Genomic DNA, 16,465 nt, shown 5'->3' on the forward strand with positions numbered 1-16,465 from the left:
TGCCGATGTCCTTATAGATCGACGCGCGGCTCGGATCACCCTCGAAGGTCTCGCGCCAGCGGCTGCGGAAAGCGGTGCGAGCGGCTTCGTCGAACGGGAATTCGCGGCCTGGCAGCAAGCGCACGTCCTTGACCGGATAGAGGCTGCGCTGCGTGTCCGGATCGAACGCGCGGATCGAGTCGACCTGGTCGTCGAACAGGTCGATCCGGTAAGGCAGCGGCGAGCCCATGGGATACAGATCGAGCAGCGAGCCGCGTACGCAGTACTCGCCGGGCCGCACGACCTGGCTCACGTGCTCGTAGCCGGCGAGCGTCAGTTGCGCCTTGAGTTTCGCTTCGTCGAGACGCTCGCCCTGCGAGAAGGAGAACGTATAGGCCGCAAGGAACGACGCGGGCGGCATCCGGTATAGCGCCGTGGTGGCGGGCACCAGCAGGATGTCGCAACGCCCTTCGCCGAGATCGTGCAGTGTGGCGAGGCGCTCGGAGACGAGGTCCTGATGCGGCGAAAAGGTATCGTAAGGCAGCGTCTCCCAGTCGGGCAGCAGACGCACCCGCGCGTCGGGCGCGAAAAAGCCGATTTCCTGCGACAGACGCTGTGCATCGACAGCGCTTTCGCACACGACCGCCAGCAGTGGCACCTTCTCGCGCCAGGCGAGATGGTAGCGGGCGATCAGCAGCGCGTCGGAGGAGCCGTGCGTGCCGTCGAAGACGAAACGCTGGCCGGCCTTGACGAGCGCGACGGGGGAGGAGGACTGCGATGATGCGGCGATATCTGGCATAGAAGAGAGAAAGCGGCCTCGGGCTCACACGGACGGCCAAGTTTACGCGCCTCGGGGCGTGGATGCGAAGCACCTATTATAAAATCCGTCCTTTACTTTGACCTCGCGGCATCCGCACTCGTGACTTCCCGTCTATTTGCCCTGATTCCGTGCGCAGGCACCGGCAGCCGTTCCGGCGCCGCGATGCCCAAACAATATCGCACTGTCGCCGGTCGCGACATGTTGCATTACTCACTCGCCGCGTTCGACGCGTGCAGCGAATTTGCGCAAACTCTGGTCGTGATTGCGCCCGACGACCAGCACTTCGACGCCCGCCGCTTCGGCGGCTTGCGCTTCGCGGTGCGCCGCTCGGGCGGCGCGTCACGCCAGGCGTCGGTGCTGAACGGCCTGCATGCGCTCGCCGAGTTCGGCGCGCGCGACGACGACTGGGTGCTGGTGCACGATGCGGCGCGCCCCGGCATCACGCCGGCGCTGATCCGCACGCTGACCGGCTCGCTGAAAAACGACCCGGTGGGCGGCATCATGGCGTTGCCGGTGGCCGATACGTTAAAACGGATCGACGCCGCGTCCGCCGATGGCCGCATCGCCCGCACTGAAGCGCGCGACGGCTTGTGGCAGGCGCAGACGCCGCAGATGTTCCGCATCGGGATGTTGCGTGAAGCGATCCTGCGCGCGCAGGCCGACGGTCACGACCTCACCGACGAAGCAAGCGCGATCGAATGGTTCGGACATGCGCCGAAGCTCGTGCAAGGCAGCTTGCGAAACTTCAAGGTGACTTATCCGGAAGATTTCGATCTGGCCGAGGCGATTCTGAGCCGGCCTGCGGCTTCGTGATGAATTTCAATTTTAGCTGGCGGACTTGAGGACTTGACGCATATGGATTTGAGAATTGGGCAAGGGTACGATGTGCACGCGCTGGTGCCGGGGCGTCCATTGATTATCGGCGGCGTGACGATTCCTTATGAGCGTGGGCTGCTCGGCCATTCGGATGCCGACGTTCTGCTGCATGCAATCACCGACGCGCTGTTCGGCGCTGCCGCGCTGGGCGATATCGGCCGCCATTTCTCCGACAGCGACGCGAAGTTCGACGGCGCGGACAGCCGCGTGCTGTTGCGCGAATGCGTCGCGCGCGTGAAGGCGGCGGGATTTGCGATTGCCAACGTGGATAGCAGCGTGGTCGCTCAGGCGCCGAAGCTGGCGCCTCATATCGAAGGCATGCGCGTGAACATCGCCGCCGATCTCGGCCTGCCCATCGAGCGGGTCAATGTCAAGGCGAAGACCAACGAGAAGCTCGGCTATCTCGGCAGAGGCGAGGGGATTGAAGCGCAAGCCGTGGCGCTGCTGGTCAAGAGCTGAATCGGGTGAACGGCCTTCGCGCAGGCAGGCGGCCGGACGAACGAAGGCTACGCAGACCCTCCGGTTACATGATGCGCGGGTGGCCCATGGCCGCGCAGCGCGCGCTCAACCCGCTATTCGCCCTCTGCGCCCCCGGCGGCAATGCACTGCGCAGCCGCGTTGATCACCGCCGCAATTCGGCCTACGTCGCGCAATTGCGTGGAACTCATGCCCTCGGCGACCAGCGTATCGAAGTGCGACTTCACGCAAAAATGGCATTTGCCGATGATCGACGCCGCCAACGCGTACATCTCGAAACGCCGCTTGTCCACGCCGCCATGCGACGCGTAAGCGTTCATCCGTAACTGCGCCGGTTGCGATTTGATATCCGCGCTCTCCGTCATCTCGACGTACGGGTACCAGACGTTGTTCATGCCCATCAGCGCGGCGGCCGTCAGCGCGCCTTGGGTTTCTTCCGGCGACAACACGCCGGCATGGCGAATCGCGTCGACGATCACCGTGCTTCTGGCGGCAAATGCCGCCGCCAGCGCGACGCCGACCGCGTCGTTGCCTTCGAGCGACGAGCGGGCAATCGTCCCGTCGAGGTTCAGCCGGATGTCCTTCGCGTAGTCGGGCACGCGTGCCTTGATCGAAGCCAGGAATTCCATCGCATCTCCTATCGGATTGTCGATAAAAACCCGCTGCCTCTTCGAGGCTGGCGGGTTTTTGACGGCACGGCTTAAAGCGTTGCACCGCCGACTGCGCGATTGCAAGGACACAGTTCGTCCGTTTGCAGGCCGTCGAGAAGACGCAGCACTTCTTCCGGATTGCGGCCGACGTTCAGGTTGTTCACTGACACGTGCTGGATCGTATTGTCCGGATCGACGATGAACGTGGCGCGCAGCGCGACGCCGGCTTCCTTGTCGCGCACGCCGAGCTGGTCGATCAGTTCGCCCTTCACGTCGCCGAACGAATAGTGGTTCAGCTTGCTCAGGTCCTTGTGTTCGCGGCGCCATGCCAGTTTCACGAATTCGTTGTCGACGCTGCCACCCATCAACACTGCATCACGCTCTTCGAAATCGCCGGCGAATTTGCCGAACTCGACGATCTCCGTCGGACACACGAACGTGAAATCTTTCGGGTAAAAATAGATGATTTTCCACTTGCCCGGGAACGACTGCTCCGTGATTTCTTCGAACGCCGACGCGCCGTTTTCTTCATGGTGATTGAAGCCCGGCTTGGCGGCGGTGACGGTGAACGCTTCGATTTTATCGCCAACGGTTTTCATGCGAGTGCTCCTTCGTGGGTTGGAAAAAAACAGCATGTCGAGGCTAGCAACTCGTTGCAACGAGCGCGTTATACCGTCCCACTATATTTCTATAAAAATATGGGCCTAATAGTTTTTTCTACCGATCTGGATAGTTATTATTCAACGCGTCGACAGCGTTGCAGAGAAGACCGCGCCCGTTCCGTTCAGACGCCTTTGGCGAGCGGAAACTCGATCGTGACTTCGAGGCCGGGCCCGGGCGTGCGATTGCGTAAGCGCAGCGCACCGCGATAGCGGCCCACGAGGCGCTGAACGATCGCCATGCCGAGGCCCGTGCCGTTGGCCTGGGTGCGCGCCGAATTCACCCGGTAGAACGGCCGGGTGACAAGCGCCAACTGGTCTTCCGGAATGCCGGGGCCTTCGTCGACCACCGACAGTTCGACCCGCGAATGCGACACCCGCGTCTCCAGAATCACGTGCGGGACGCCGTCGCCGTCGCTCAGGCCGTATTTGCGCGCGTTCTCCAGCAGATTGCCGACCACGCGCCGCATGTCGGTTTCATCGGCCTCGATCACCGCCGAGGGCGCGAGCCGCGTGATCAGGCGCATGCTGTCCTCGCTCTGCATGCGCGCAGCCAGTTCGCTGGCGATCACGGACAGGTCGACCGGCTCCGGCACGCGCTGCACCGGGCGCGCGTAATCGAGGAAGCGGCCGATGATCATGTCCATCTGCTCGATGTCGTCGACCATCGCGTCTTTCGTGCTCTGGTCCGAGGGGCTCATTTCGGTTTCGAGCCGCAGCCGCGCGAGCGGCGTGCGCAGATCGTGTGAGATGCCCGCGAGCATCAGCGCGCGATCGGCTTCGAGCTGTTCGAGGTCCTGCACCATCTGGTTGAAACTGCGGTTGGTTTCGGCGGCCACGCCCATGCCGCGCTCGGGCAGCGGCTCAGGCGACTGACCCGAGCCGACTTTACGCGCGGCCATCGCGAGCCGGGCGAACGGCCGGTTCACCAGACTCGTGATGAAGGCCGCGCCGAACAGCGACAGCGCCAGCGCGAACACGCCCCAGCCGGCCCATTGCAGACCGGTCGCGTTGTCGAGCTGATCGCGGTCGAGCGCGACCCAGTAGTCGTCGTCGTCGATCTTGAAGCTGATCCACACGCCGTTGATGTCGTTCACGCTTTGCGCGATGACGGTGTCGTCGCCGAGGCGGCCCCGGATGTCGTGTTCGATCAGGCGGTTCAGCGATTCGTCGGGCTGGAGTTTGTATTTGTCGGTAGCTTCGCGCGGGTACACGCGCACCCCTTCATTGCTTTCCAGATCCTGCAGCAGCGCGCGCCGCAGATCGGGATCGGAATAGAGGAGTGCGGTGCGCGTGAGCTTGACGATCGCGACGAGCTGCAACGCCACGCGCTGTGCGCGCGGCTCGCGTTCGATCACGCGGAAGCTCTGGAACCACGCGGCGAGACTGACTGCGATCAACAGTGCGATCAACAGAAAGGTCCGCCAGAAAAGGCCGCCGAACGCGAGCGTCAGGAGGCGCCGGTCGATCCGCATGGGCCCTTCTTATCTGAAATCAGAGGCAGGAAACTGAAACAAATTCAGGCCGCACCGTCGGGAATGAAGACGTAGCCCAGACCCCAGACGGTCTGAATGAAACGCGGGCTGCCCGGATCGGGTTCGATCAGCTTGCGCAGACGTGAGATCTGCACGTCGAGGCTGCGGTCGAAGACTTCGTATTCACGGCCGCGCGCGAGTTCCATCAGCTTTTCACGCGACAGCGGCTGGCGCGGATGACGCGCGAACACCTTGAGCACCGAGAACTCGCCCGTGGTCAGGGGAATTTCCTGTCCGGCCTTGGTGAGCGTGCGGGTGGCGAGATTCAGCGCGAACTCGCCGAACTCGAACACTTCGGTCGTTTCGGACGGCGCGCCCGGCAATTCCGAGGGCGACTGGCGGCGCAGCACCGCGTGAATGCGCGCGACCAGTTCGCGCGGATTGAACGGCTTGGGCAGGTAGTCGTCAGCGCCCATTTCAAGGCCGACGATACGATCGACGTCTTCACCCTTGGCCGTCAGCATGATGATCGGCGTACGGTCGTTGCTGCCGCGCAGGCGGCGGCAGATCGACAGGCCGTCTTCGCCGGGCAGCATCAGATCGAGCACCAGCAGATCGAAGCGCTCACGCACCCAGAGCTTGTTCATCGACGGCGCATTCTCGGCGACGTAGACATTGAAGCCCTGTTCGCCGAGATAGCGGCGCAGCAGATCGCGCAGACGAGGATCGTCATCGACGACGAGGATTTTCGAAGGGTTTTTGGTTTCCATGGTCGGCATCTTAGCGCGATTAGAAAGTGGCGCGCGGTTGCATCGTTTACGGGGTTACAGTCAGTTACAAAATTTACCCGCACTGTGGCACGACGTAAAGCTCGGGCAGGTAGACTCCTTTACTCAATGCGGCTGTTCGGTGGATACTTCACTCGACCACAACTCTCGCACCCGGCTCGTTACCGGGGTCTGTATACGCATTTGAGGTAGCCGGTTGCCGCGCCACGAAGGGAACAACATGAAGGGAGGGGTTTGGCCGAATGTGCGCCTGAGCGTCATTGCACTGGCGGTTGCCGGTACGCTTGCAGGCTCACTGGGACCAACGCTCGCCCATGCCCAGCCTTCCGCCGACAGAGCTGCGAGTGAGCACGCGCCCCGGCCCGGCAACTCGCGGACCAGCCGCCGCAATAGCCCGAATGCCGATCGCCCCGCATCAGACATCATGTTGCGCACTGCAGTTCCCCCCGATCTTGATCAGCGTCGTCGCGATGGCCACATGACACCCGACGAACGGCGCCTGTTGCGCCAGCACATCGAAGATGCTGTGCGCGAACTCTACAAGCGGTAGCTTTTTGCGTGCCCGCTCGTGGCACTTAGGTCGCGCAGCTTCGCCGCGTGAAAAATTCTCGTCGTGCTTCCCATCGATCAATGCGCGTCTCCTCGGCTGTTGAACGCAGTGGAGCGATCTGCATGCGCCTGCGCGACAACGTTCTTTGTGTTCGTCAACCGGGATGACTGCTGAAGCTTCGCCGGGCGGGGAGTAGTCGCGAGCGCCGAGGATCAGCATGTCGAATGGCAGCGTGCACGTGCGCCGCATTACGAAACATTACGCGCAGCCTGTGTGTGGGAGCCGACGAACACACTGTGGATGCTGCTCTCAAATAGCCGTTTCACGCTGAGTGTCGGGGAAAGCCCGCCTGCATAGCTGAGCAGGCTATTGTGCCGGGATGCCGAGGCGGCTCGATGACACCCGCCCATTCGCAGCGCAAGCTCAAGTAGGGACTTCGCCCGTAGCGTCAGGCTCATCGGATTGTCGATACTCGAAGTTCGCGGGCGAACAAGGGGTCGTCCACGATGCAGAAACAGCCGTCGTTGGAACGCATATAGCGAGAACCGGTCAAGGTGGCGTACGCTTCGATGTCGCGAGCCTCGCTCGCGTCTTGCATCACTACGCCCATAGCGAAATCGGGGTTGCAGATTCAACCGTCGCTGCAGCGCATGGTCTTGCCGCTCACGCGAGTCGGCGCGATCCCGACCCGTTCGACCGCGCGTGCCTCGCTCGACACGTCGACGTTGACACGATCTGCGCCATACCGATAGAACGAGGGTAACAATGAAACGACGCAGCTTTCTGTCGATCGGCGCAGCCACCGGCGCGACGCTCTGGATGCCGCGTTCGTTCGGCGCGCAGGCGATGGCGGCTGGCATGTCCCCAAGCCGAGGGTACGACAACCTCCTGATTCTGATCGAGCTGAAAGGCGGCAACGATGGATTGAACACCGTGATTCCGTTTGCCGATCCCACCTATTACGCGCTGCGCAGAAATATCGGTATCAAGCGCGAGCAGGCGATTCAACTCGACGAGCATACCGCGCTGCATCCATCGTTGCGGCCGCTGCTTCCGCTTTGGCGCAGCCGGCAGTTGGCCATCGTGCAGGGCGTCGGCTATGCGCAGCCGAACGTCTCGCATTTCCGATCGACCGAAATCTGGGACACCGCGTCGCGCTCCGACCAGTATCTGCGCGACGGCTGGTTGACACGCGCCTTCGCGCAGACGCCGGTGCCCGCCGGCTTTGCCGCCGATGGCGTCGTGATCGGCAGCGCCGAAATGGGACCGCTCGCGCACGGCGCACGTGCGCTCTCTCTGGACAATCCGGCACAGTTCGTCGACATGACGTGGCCCACGACGCTGGCATCCCCGCAGACGCGTCTTCACAACAATGTCGGCAGCAGCATCCCGAACGCCGCCGATCGCGCCCGCCCCACGCAGCGTCATGCGCAATTGAAGACGGTGTTTCCCGGCGGCGCATTCGGTAGTTCGATCAGAGCGGCGATGCAAATGTTCGCCACTCGCGATGCGCCGAAGGACCTCCCTTTTGCGAACACCGCGCGCGGCTTGACCAGAAGCAGCCCGGGCGTCGCCGTCATCCGCCTGACGCTGAGTGGTTTCGATACGCACCAGAACCAACCGGTTCAGCAGACCGCGTTGCTCAGGCAACTGGGGGAAGGGGTGTCCGCGATGAAATCGGCGCTCGTCGAACTCGACCGCTGGGACAGCACGCTGGTGATGAGTTATGCCGAGTTCGGACGTCGTCCGCGAGAGAATGAGAGCAGGGGCACCGAGCACGGCACCGTCGCACCGCATTTCGTGATGGGCGGACGTGTGCGGGGCGGCTTGTACGGCATGCCGCCCACCCTCGCGCGGCTTGATGGCAACGGCAATATGCCGCTGGGCGTCGATTTTCGGCAACTCTATGCAACCGTCCTGGGACCCTGGTGGGGGCTCGATGCATCGGCGATTTTGCAGCAGCGGTTCGAGCCGTTGCCGCTATTGAACGTTTGATGGTGAATTGAGCGCGATGGCGATGCTTTCGATGACTGATCGCCTCAGCAGCCAGTTGCGCGAAGCGAAGCCAAAACAGCACCGGGCAGCGCACCGTGCTGCGTCGGCCCGTCGCTTCTATTTCGCACGCCACGCGATCCACAGTTTGCGGATCGGCGTCAACGCGATGCGTTGATGCAGAACGTGATAGCCGTCGCGTTCGATTTCATCCAGCAGGGCCGACGCCAGCGCCGCCAACGCAAGCAGCGTGCGCTGCGCGCGGCGCTCGTGCGCGGGCACCGCGGCGAGCGCCGTTTGCAGCGCGGTGCGCGCGCGGCCGGTTTCGAAACGCATCAGCTCGGTGAACGCGTCGGTGTATTTCCGGTTGATCAGATCGGCTGCGGTGACGTTGAAGCGCTGCATTTCGTCGATCGGAACATAGATGCGGCCGTGCCGCGCGTCATTGCCCGTTTCGGCGACCAACTGCGCGAGCGTGAGCGCCTCGCCGAGAGGCGCCGCCCAAGCCGGTGCCTGCGCGGCGTCCTTCGCCGTCGCGCGTGCCACCAGCGACGCAAAGGTGCCCCCGACGCTTTGCATATAGCGTTGCAGATTCGGATAGTCGAGGTAACGCGCCTGGTCGAGATCGATTTCGAAGCCGGCGAGCAACGCCTGCAGCGCCGGATATTCCCCTTTCACGTCGGGAAGATAGGCGGCCAGCGCCTTGGAAACCGGGTGCGAGGGCGAGCCCGAAGCCAGCGCGGCGATCTCTTTTTGCCACCATGCGAGCTTCGTGCGGCCGATGGTCGGATCGCTGGTTTCCTTGACCGTTTCCTCGAACTCGCGGCGCAATGCGAACAGCGCCGTCAGCAATGGCTGGCTTGCTGTGGGCGCCTGCCGAAGCGCATAGTAAGTGCTCGATCCGGGGGGCGCCGCTTTCTGCTGGCAATATTCGTCGAAATTCACGGGATGGGGCATGTGGGGAAGGGCAGGCGAAGAAGGGCACGGCGTGCCTGCGTCAAGCCGGAAATTCTAGCATCGGCGCCGCTTCCACAGACACTGGACAGATGCAGACAAGCGCGAATCAATCGGTTAGAATCTCGCGCTTACGCTTTCGGGCGCGTGTTCCTGGCGCGGCCGCGAGCAGGCAGGACATCGGGCAGGACGCTTGGCGGCGTGCCCGGCTGCGAGGGTGGCGAAATTGGTAGACGCACCAGGTTTAGGTCCTGACGCCCGCAAGGGTGTAGGGGTTCGAGTCCCCTCCCTCGCACCATTTATCTGTAGCGAAAAACCCCGTTAAGTCGTTGGACTGACGGGGTTTTTTGTTTTTGGCGTAACTCTGCTGTGTGTTGCTGTGTGTATCGGGCAAGGCCTGCCCGCCATCGCCTCAGGCGCCCGGCGTGTCCGATTGCGCCTGTGCGCCCGGCAGGTCCGCCTGCGCTGCGCCTTCGAGGAAACGGCGGGTCGATTCGAAAGCCTGCAGCATCTGCTCCGGCCACGGCGTTTGCAGCATGACCGCCTGATGGTTTTCGAATGCCGACGACAACAGTTTGACCAGTTCGGGCGAACGAAGATGACGCAGCAGTACGCTGACCGCGATCGCCGTCGCCTGGCTTGCGCCGGCAGTCTGGAGTTCCGAAGCGGTGAGGGCTGCGACCTGTTTGTTGATGTCCACTGAAACTTCCTTGGATGAAAAGTGGGAGGGTGAAGGCTCGTTGGCCGGTGCCGAATTTTGACATGGTTGGCGGGCTGTCGCGAATTCGGCGGGATGGCCGCACGGGTTGTGCGCGCGTTGTGCACCGTTTGTGCAGTATCCCGGCGTGGGTCACCGGTTCGCGGCCGGCGGACGTCGCCTCGACGCATGCGGGCGTCAGTTTAGGTATGCTCGATGGTCTGTGTACTAGCGCGATCATGTGGACGGCTAGCCGGACGTTCTGCCTGGCTGGCGGTGCGCTCCGACGGCAATCGTCGTCATCCTTTCGCTGTCTGACCTGCTGCCTCCATCCCCGTTTCACTCCTGAGCTGTAGTCCCGGAAACTGAACAATGACGCAAGCTTTGAGACTGACCGCCTGGTGCTTTGCAATCGCCGCTGCCTGGACGTCGCCGCCTGCAGCCGCAGCCGACCATTTCGCGCAGCGTTTTGCGCTCCAGCTCGAAGACGGCGCCGCGTACTACAGCGTGACGCTGCCGGCGACCGTCTATGCGGCGAGCCAGCGTAACGACCTCGGCGACGTGCGCGTATTCAACGACGCAGGCGAAGCAGTGCCGTACTCGCTCGACACGCCGCGCGAACCCGCGCGCCCCGCGCCGGCTCTGCGAGCCGTAAGCTGGTTTCCCGTGCTGCCAGCCGCGCCAGGCGGCAACGGTGCACCAGTCGGCGTAGCGATGGCTGCCGATGGATCGTTGCGCGCGACCTCGGCGCCGCCGCCGCGCGCGCAGCATGACGTAGATCTGATCGATACGGGACGCGCGCCGCGATCAGGGCAGATCGGCGCGCTGCGCGTGCATCTGCGCGACGACAACTACCAGGGCCGCGTGAGCATCGAGTCGAGCGACGATTTGCGTCACTGGCAACCCGCGGGCGATGCGCAACTCCTGAAGGTCCACTACAACGGCAGCCTGCTGAGTCAGGACCGCATCGAACTGGACGGCGCCCACGCGCGTTATCTGCGACTGCACTGGCTCGATGGCGTGCCGTATGTCGAGTCGATGGACGCCGAGGTGCACACGGGCGTCGCCGGACCGGCGCGACGGGGCGACGCGCAGCGCGAATGGCGCGAAGGCATCGTCGCTCACGCGGGTCCGGGAGCCGGCGACTATTTTTTCACGACGGGCGGCCCGTACCCGGTAGACCGTTTGCGCGTGAGCCTGCCGCAGCCCAATACGGTGGTGCCTGCCGTCGTGTACTCACGAGCGGGACTGGACGCGCCTTGGCGCGAGGTCTCCAGGGCGACGCTGTTCCGCTTGCATAACGGCGCGGTGGAGCAGAACAATCCATCGCTCGAGTTGAAGCCGGACACTGATCGTCAATGGCGGGTGGTGGTCGATACGCGCAGTGGCGCACTGGGCAGCGGCAGTTTGACCGTTGCTGTGGGCTGGCAGCCGGCGACGCTGAGTTTTGCCGCGCGCGGAGCCGCACCGTTCGTGTTGATGGTGGGGAGCGCGGCTGCATCATCGGCAGCGGTGGCGCGCGATGAGTTGCTGGCGGGCGCGGCGTCGACCGTGGCGAGCGCGCGTCTGGGTGATGTGCCGCTGCCAGCGGCGCAAGGCACGCGCGCAGGCTCCTCGGTGCTCAGCGATGCGCATGCGCCGCGCCGGTATCTGTCGTGGGTGGCTTTGGCACTGGCCGTGAGTTCACTCGGGATGATCGCGTGGTGGCTCGCGCGGATTGCGCAGTCACGCGTGCGGGAAGTGGCCGCTGATGTGGCCGCAGCGCCCGGCGTGACAAGCGCCGCGATGGACGATGCGGGAATCGGTGGCAATGCGAATATCGACGATGGGCCGGACCACGAGAAAAGCTGACTGGGCGAGCGGATGGGGTTGACCCGCCGCGTCGTCAAACGAACAGGGCTGTGTTGGCACCGCGGCGGATCAATCCGCGCGGAGCGAGCCGTATTCAAGGCAGACCAGCGCAGAGCCCTCGTGGTCCGTCCACGCTCCCACCGCTTATGCCACTCGCTCAATCATCGTCTCGATGATTTTGTCGAGCGCATTGCCGAAGGCGGCCTTTTCCCGCTCGTCGAGGCAATCGAACATATCGCCGTTCCACTTGCGCGCGATCGGCATGACCTTCCGGTACAGCGCGCGGCCCTCCGGTGTCAGCGACACCAGCACCACACGACCGTCTTCGGCACTTGGCCGGCGCTGCACGAGCCCTTGCCGGATCATCGCTTCGGCCGCGCGGCTCGCCTGACTTTTGTCGAGATTGGCATGCCTCGCCAGCTCCATGATGGAGAACGGTCCGAACGAACCCACCGATGCAATCACCCGCGCTTCCGGCAGGCTCACGCCGAGTTTCGCCTGATAACGCTCGCTGATGCCGCGCTCCGCGAGTTTGTTCAGCACGTGCAGACGATACGTGAGGAACTGTTCGAGGCCGGCCTTGGCGGAGTCCTTCATGTTGATCCCGTGGTGAGTGGAGCGGTCGCAGCGCAGTGATTGTTGCCGCAACCGTTCCGCCGGTCAACGCGAGCCGTATTTGAGGCGCGTCAGTTGTTCGGCCACGTCGGCGAGCAGGCGTGCTGCATCGCGAATCGCGACGTCGAGCGTGATCGGTCCGGGTGCCGGAGAAAAGCAACCGCTGAAGTAGTCGGCCAGACGAGGCAACGCAGCGGAGTCGACCCCTCCGGAGAGCAGCGTGGCAGGTACGCCGGCCGCTCGCGCATGACCGCACGCGATAAAGGGCGCTTTGCCGTGCAGCGTTTGCACGTCCGAACGGCCTTCGCCGGTAATCAGCCAGTTTGCGCCTTCGAGCGCCGCATCGAGGCTGATCTGCCGCGCGACCGTTTCCGCGCCCGGCTCGAACTGCGCGCCGAGCATATGCAGCGCGAAGCCGAGGCCGCCGGCCGCGCCCGCACCGGGCTGATCGCGCGCCCTGCGGCCGAGCGCGGCCTCGAGCAGGTCGGCAAAATGGGCGAGGGCGGAGTCGATCGACGCGACCTGGTCGGGCTTGACGCCTTTTTGCGGACCGAAGACCGCTGTCGCGCCGTGCTCGCCGGTGAGCGGGTTATCCACGTCCGACATGCCGACGAACTGCGTGTCTGCGAGCCGGGCGTCCAGTTGCGAGACGTCGAGACGCGCGACGCGCGCCAGCTGTTCGGGCGTGCCTTCGAGCTGGTTGCCTTGCGCGTCGAAGAGTTTGAGGCCGAGGCCGGCCAGCAGGCCGGCGCCGCCGTCGTTGGTACTGCTGCCGCCGAGCGCGACGAAAAAGCGCCGCACGCCGGCGTCGAGCAGCGCGCGAATGGCTTCGCCCATGCCGCGCGTGCTGCGTGCTTCGACTGGCACGCCCATTCCGACCGGATCGGTGATGCTGACGATTTCGGCCGTCTCGATGATCGCGCTGCCATCCGTGAGCAGGCCCGTCAGCGCTTCACGCAGGGGACCGGCCGCGCCGCGCACGCTCAGCTTGCGGCGTTCGCCGCCGCTCGTGAGCATGGCGTCGAGGGTGCCTTCGCCGCCGTCGGCCATCGGGCAGATGCGCACGCTGGCGTCGGGGCGAGCGCGCAGGATGCCGGTTGCGATCGCCTGCGCGACCTGCTCCGCGCTAAGCGAGCCTTTGAAGGAGTCGGGGGCAATGACGACGACGGGCGAGGACGGCGAATTCGGCATGGTGTCTCTGAGTGGTTGGAATCGTTGTGAAGGCGGGGCAATGACATGATGCGAATGCAGTCCCGAGCGCGTTCACTAGCTTATCAGCATGGGCTGGCCGGCTGAATATGTCGAAAGGCATAGTCGGGATCGTCTGCCGTGTCGCACCGGGTGTGCGATGGTTGCCGGTCGCCGCAGGCAGCCGGCACGCCACAACGCGTGGCGAATCGGAACCGTTTTCTGAAGGCGAAGCGAGAGCTTCGCAATCGACGCGGCCACCCGCTCGTCCCCGCAACCTTCGCGCAGCAGACAGCGCAGGCGTGAAGAAATATGCCTGCGCGCGTGCCCGGGACGACACAAGCGGCACGCCACCCGCACCGGAACCGTGCCAAAACAGCAGCGAAAGCGCCCGGAATGCCGATAAAAACCCGCGCTTTCATCGAATCCCGGCTGGGCGCGCAAATAGTTTGCTAAAATATTCGGCTCTTTGGACCCAACCGTGCTGCCGGCGGCCTGCAAGCCCGCGGCGCAGGCGCGCAATCGATGCTAAACGACGCAAACGCGACATCGCCGACATCGAAAAGCGGCACGGAGAAGATAACTGATTCGCTCGAATAATTTTAGGACGATTGAAGCCATGGCTAACGTTGTTGAGAACCTCGGCAAGCTCGAACGCCGCGTAACGATTTCCCTGCCGAAGGACGCCGTGCAGAAGGAAGTGGACTCGCGTATCCGTCAACTCGCGAAGAACGTGCGCATGCCGGGTTTCCGCCCGGGCAAGGTGCCGCTCAAGATGGTGACGCAACAGTATTCGGGCCAGGTGGAAGCCGAAGTGCTGAGCGACAAGGTCGGCAAGGAATTCTTCGACATCAGCCGCGCGGAGAACCTGCGCGTTGCCGGTCAGCCGAGCTTCGCGCCGAAGGCCGACGCAGTCGAAGGCGACTACGCGTTCGACGCGACCTTCGAGGTGTACCCGGAAGTGAAGCTGGGCGACGTCGCCACGGCTGAGATCGAGCGCACCACGACCACCATCAGCGAAGCGGAAATCGACCGCACGCTGGAAATCCTGCGCAAGCAGCGCGTGCACTTCCACGCGCGCGGCGAAGCCGGCGAGCATGGCGACGGCGGCGCGGATACGGCAGCGAAAGACGGTGATCGCGTGACGGTCGACTTCGTCGGCAAGATCGACGGTGAAGTGTTCCAGGGCGGCAGCGCGGAAGACTTCGCGTTCGTGCTGGGCGAAGGCCGCATGCTGCCGGAATTCGAAAAGGCGGCGCAAGGCCTGAAAGTCGGCGAGGCGAAGGAATTCGATCTGGCGTTCCCTGATGACTATCACGGCAAGGACGTGGCGGGCAAAACGGCGCAATTCACGATCACAATGAAGAAGATCGAGTGGGCGCATCTGCCGGAAATCGACGCAGACTTCGCGAAGTCGCTCGGTATCGAAGACGGCGACCAGGTCAAGATGCGCGCCGAGATCAAGGACAACCTCGAGCGCGAAGCGAAGCGCCGCACGCAAGCCATCGTCAAGAACCAGGTGATGGACGCGCTGCTGAAGATTTCGGAACTCGAGGTGCCGAACGCGCTGATCGAACAGGACCAGGAACGCCTCGTCGCGATGGCGCGCCAGGATCTGGAGCAACGCGGCGTGCCGAACGCCAAAGACGCGCCGATCCCGGCCGCCATGTTCAAGGAGCAGGCCGAGCGCCGGGTCAAGCTGGGCCTCGTGCTGGCCGAGCTGGTCAAGGCCAACGAACTGCAAGCCAAGCCGGAGCAGATTCGCGCCGAAGTCGACGAATTCGCGAAAAGCTACGAAGACCCGAAGGAAGTCGTCCGCTGGTATTATTCCAACCAGCAACGTCTTGCTGAAATGGAAGCGTACGTCGTTGAAGCCAACGTCGTCGAATTCGTGCTCAGCAAGGCCAAGGTGACGGACAAGGAAGTGAGCTTCGAAGAACTGGCAAGCGCGACGGCGCAAGCGTAAGCGTCGCTGCAACGGCGTGCCGGCTGTCGGAGTGACGGCCCGCACGCCGTTTTTTTGTGCTGTGAATGGGCATTGCGTTGTGTCCTGCAACGCGTTTGCGCCGATCGCGCACTTGAATACGGGCTCGTCGTACACCACCTGTCCAGCATCTGATATTTAGAATATTTCCAGACAAGGATCCATTGCATGACCTTTCGCGCTCAAATGCTGGACACGTTGACCTCCCAGTCGTCGCGGGATCTCGAAGCGCAGGCGCTCGGACTGGTGCCGATCGTCGTGGAAACGAGCGGCCGGGGCGAGCGCTCGTATGACATCTATTCGCGTCTGCTCAAAGAACGCATTGTGTTTCTGGTCGGCGAAGTGAACGATCAGACGGCGAATCTCGTCGTGGCACAGATGCTGTTTCTCGAGAGCGAGAATCCGGACAAAGACATCAGCTTCTACATCAACAGCCCGGGCGGCTCGGTGTCGGCCGGCATGGCGATCTACGACACGATGCAGTTCATCAAGCCGGACGTCTCCACGTTGTGCATGGGTCTCGCGGCGAGCATGGGTGCATTCCTGCTGGCGGCGGGCGCAAAGGGCAAGCGGTTTGCACTGCCCAATTCGCGCGTGATGATTCACCAACCGTTGGGCGGCGCGCGCGGTCAGGCGTCGGACATCGAAATCCAGGCGCGCGAAATCCTGTATTTGAAGGAGCGGCTGAACCATCTGCTCGCGCACCATACGGGGCAACCCGTCGAACGTATTGCGCGTGACACCGATCGTGACAACTTCATGTCCGGCGACGACGCGCAAGCTTACGGTCTGGTTGACCAGGTCGCACACAAGCGTCCTTGAACCGGTGCGGTTTTGCCCTTAATTGGGGCAAAACCGCCGTCAGATCGATTGTGAAATAATCAAGACCGTCCGAGCGCCTGCGGCAAGC

General features: G+C 63.5%; 15 protein-coding genes, 1 tRNA gene and 1 pseudogene. 8 read left to right on the forward strand and 9 right to left on the reverse strand.

Annotated features, from left to right (window positions below):
• A pseudogene (locus CIC12_RS18340) lies at window positions 1-778 on the reverse strand (transcription-repair coupling factor); the annotation flags it as partial.
• A gap of 120 nt (window positions 779-898) precedes the next feature.
• Here CIC12_RS18340 and ispD point away from each other — a divergent pair.
• Both ispD and ispF read left to right on the forward strand, forming a co-directional pair.
• The gene (gene ispD, locus CIC12_RS18345; RefSeq protein ID WP_168665660.1) at window positions 899-1,612 is read left to right on the forward strand and encodes a 2-C-methyl-D-erythritol 4-phosphate cytidylyltransferase; all 714 of its coding nucleotides are present in this window, start codon (window positions 899-901) and stop codon (window positions 1,610-1,612) included.
• A 42-nt stretch (window positions 1,613-1,654) separates the two neighbouring features.
• Window positions 1,655-2,134: a 2-C-methyl-D-erythritol 2,4-cyclodiphosphate synthase gene (ispF, locus tag CIC12_RS18350; RefSeq protein WP_168665662.1), complete on the forward strand. Its 480-nt coding sequence runs from the start codon at window positions 1,655-1,657 to the stop codon at window positions 2,132-2,134.
• Window positions 2,135-2,247: 113 nt separating this feature from the next.
• On the opposite strand, the gene CIC12_RS18355 is transcribed toward ispF, so the two are convergent.
• The 4 genes from CIC12_RS18355 to ompR all read right to left on the reverse strand — a co-directional run bounded on the left by CIC12_RS18355 (window position 2,248) and on the right by ompR (window position 5,715).
• Window positions 2,248-2,781: a carboxymuconolactone decarboxylase family protein gene (locus tag CIC12_RS18355; RefSeq protein ID WP_168665664.1), complete on the reverse strand. Its 534-nt coding sequence runs from the start codon at window positions 2,779-2,781 to the stop codon at window positions 2,248-2,250.
• 71 nt (window positions 2,782-2,852) lie between these two features.
• Entirely contained in the window at window positions 2,853-3,401 is a 549-nt protein-coding gene (locus CIC12_RS18360; protein WP_168665666.1) for a peroxiredoxin, read from the reverse strand.
• A gap of 185 nt (window positions 3,402-3,586) precedes the next feature.
• Entirely contained in the window at window positions 3,587-4,936 is a 1,350-nt protein-coding gene (locus tag CIC12_RS18365; RefSeq protein WP_121318282.1) for an ATP-binding protein, read from the reverse strand.
• 44 nt (window positions 4,937-4,980) lie between these two features.
• On the reverse strand, window positions 4,981-5,715 hold the full coding sequence (ompR, locus tag CIC12_RS18370) for an osmolarity response regulator transcription factor OmpR (RefSeq protein WP_006048917.1): 735 nt from the start codon (window positions 5,713-5,715) through the stop codon (window positions 4,981-4,983).
• Window positions 5,716-5,944: 229 nt separating this feature from the next.
• Here ompR and CIC12_RS33210 point away from each other — a divergent pair, with 229 nt between their 5' ends.
• Both CIC12_RS33210 and CIC12_RS18380 read left to right on the forward strand, forming a co-directional pair.
• Window positions 5,945-6,274 (forward strand): hypothetical protein, encoded by a 330-nt coding sequence (locus CIC12_RS33210; RefSeq protein WP_168665668.1) that lies wholly within the window; start codon window positions 5,945-5,947, stop codon window positions 6,272-6,274.
• A gap of 765 nt (window positions 6,275-7,039) precedes the next feature.
• Window positions 7,040-8,269, forward strand: coding sequence for a DUF1501 domain-containing protein (locus CIC12_RS18380; RefSeq protein ID WP_168665669.1), 1,230 nt, complete (start codon window positions 7,040-7,042; stop codon window positions 8,267-8,269).
• A 117-nt stretch (window positions 8,270-8,386) separates the two neighbouring features.
• Here the strand turns inward: CIC12_RS18380 and CIC12_RS18385 are convergent, their stop codons facing one another.
• The gene (locus CIC12_RS18385; RefSeq protein ID WP_168665723.1) at window positions 8,387-9,211 is read right to left on the reverse strand and encodes a squalene/phytoene synthase family protein; all 825 of its coding nucleotides are present in this window, start codon (window positions 9,209-9,211) and stop codon (window positions 8,387-8,389) included.
• Window positions 9,212-9,431: 220 nt separating this feature from the next.
• On the opposite strand from CIC12_RS18385, the gene CIC12_RS18390 reads away from it, so the two are divergent.
• Window positions 9,432-9,518 (forward strand) — tRNA-Leu (locus CIC12_RS18390).
• Window positions 9,519-9,632: 114 nt separating this feature from the next.
• On the opposite strand, the gene CIC12_RS18395 is transcribed toward CIC12_RS18390, so the two are convergent.
• On the reverse strand, window positions 9,633-9,920 hold the full coding sequence (locus CIC12_RS18395; RefSeq protein WP_168665671.1) for a hypothetical protein: 288 nt from the start codon (window positions 9,918-9,920) through the stop codon (window positions 9,633-9,635).
• 369 nt (window positions 9,921-10,289) lie between these two features.
• On the opposite strand from CIC12_RS18395, the gene CIC12_RS18400 reads away from it, so the two are divergent.
• On the forward strand, window positions 10,290-11,768 hold the full coding sequence (locus tag CIC12_RS18400) for a DUF3999 domain-containing protein (protein ID WP_168665673.1): 1,479 nt from the start codon (window positions 10,290-10,292) through the stop codon (window positions 11,766-11,768).
• A gap of 144 nt (window positions 11,769-11,912) precedes the next feature.
• On the opposite strand, the gene CIC12_RS18405 is transcribed toward CIC12_RS18400, so the two are convergent.
• Both CIC12_RS18405 and CIC12_RS18410 read right to left on the reverse strand, forming a co-directional pair.
• Complete coding sequence (locus CIC12_RS18405; RefSeq protein ID WP_168665675.1) at window positions 11,913-12,365, reverse strand: MarR family winged helix-turn-helix transcriptional regulator; 453 nt, start codon at window positions 12,363-12,365, stop codon at window positions 11,913-11,915.
• Window positions 12,366-12,428: 63 nt separating this feature from the next.
• Entirely contained in the window at window positions 12,429-13,574 is a 1,146-nt protein-coding gene (locus CIC12_RS18410; protein WP_168665677.1) for a glycerate kinase, read from the reverse strand.
• A gap of 616 nt (window positions 13,575-14,190) precedes the next feature.
• On the opposite strand from CIC12_RS18410, the gene tig reads away from it, so the two are divergent.
• Window positions 14,191-15,537: a trigger factor gene (gene tig / locus CIC12_RS18415; protein WP_168665679.1), complete on the forward strand. Its 1,347-nt coding sequence runs from the start codon at window positions 14,191-14,193 to the stop codon at window positions 15,535-15,537.
• Between the two features lie 186 nt (window positions 15,538-15,723).
• A complete protein-coding gene (gene clpP / locus CIC12_RS18420) occupies window positions 15,724-16,377 on the forward strand; it encodes an ATP-dependent Clp endopeptidase proteolytic subunit ClpP (RefSeq protein WP_007182010.1) in 654 nt (217 codons plus the stop codon).
• The last annotated feature ends 88 nt before the right edge of the window (window positions 16,378-16,465 follow it).

This window comes from Paraburkholderia sp. SG-MS1 (assembly GCF_012275575.1).
Lineage (GTDB): Bacteria > Pseudomonadota > Gammaproteobacteria > Burkholderiales > Burkholderiaceae > Paraburkholderia.

What these genes read in the sequence shown, in the direction of transcription:
- ispF (WP_168665662.1), top strand. Translation starts at nt 1,655, where the DNA reads ATGGATTTGAGAATTGGGCAAGGGTACGATGTGCACGCGCTGGTGCCG.
- CIC12_RS18355 (WP_168665664.1), bottom strand. Translation starts at nt 2,781, where the DNA reads ATGGAATTCCTGGCTTCGATCAAGGCACGCGTGCCCGACTACGCGAAG.
- CIC12_RS18360 (WP_168665666.1), bottom strand. Translation starts at nt 3,401, where the DNA reads ATGAAAACCGTTGGCGATAAAATCGAAGCGTTCACCGTCACCGCCGCC.
- CIC12_RS18365 (WP_121318282.1), bottom strand. Translation starts at nt 4,936, where the DNA reads ATGCGGATCGACCGGCGCCTCCTGACGCTCGCGTTCGGCGGCCTTTTC.
- ompR (WP_006048917.1), bottom strand. Translation starts at nt 5,715, where the DNA reads ATGCCGACCATGGAAACCAAAAACCCTTCGAAAATCCTCGTCGTCGAT.
- CIC12_RS33210 (WP_168665668.1), top strand. Translation starts at nt 5,945, where the DNA reads ATGAAGGGAGGGGTTTGGCCGAATGTGCGCCTGAGCGTCATTGCACTG.
- CIC12_RS18380 (WP_168665669.1), top strand. Translation starts at nt 7,040, where the DNA reads ATGAAACGACGCAGCTTTCTGTCGATCGGCGCAGCCACCGGCGCGACG.
- CIC12_RS18400 (WP_168665673.1), top strand. Translation starts at nt 10,290, where the DNA reads ATGACGCAAGCTTTGAGACTGACCGCCTGGTGCTTTGCAATCGCCGCT.
- CIC12_RS18405 (WP_168665675.1), bottom strand. Translation starts at nt 12,365, where the DNA reads ATGAAGGACTCCGCCAAGGCCGGCCTCGAACAGTTCCTCACGTATCGT.
- CIC12_RS18410 (WP_168665677.1), bottom strand. Translation starts at nt 13,574, where the DNA reads ATGCCGAATTCGCCGTCCTCGCCCGTCGTCGTCATTGCCCCCGACTCC.
- tig (WP_168665679.1), top strand. Translation starts at nt 14,191, where the DNA reads ATGGCTAACGTTGTTGAGAACCTCGGCAAGCTCGAACGCCGCGTAACG.
- clpP (WP_007182010.1), top strand. Translation starts at nt 15,724, where the DNA reads ATGACCTTTCGCGCTCAAATGCTGGACACGTTGACCTCCCAGTCGTCG.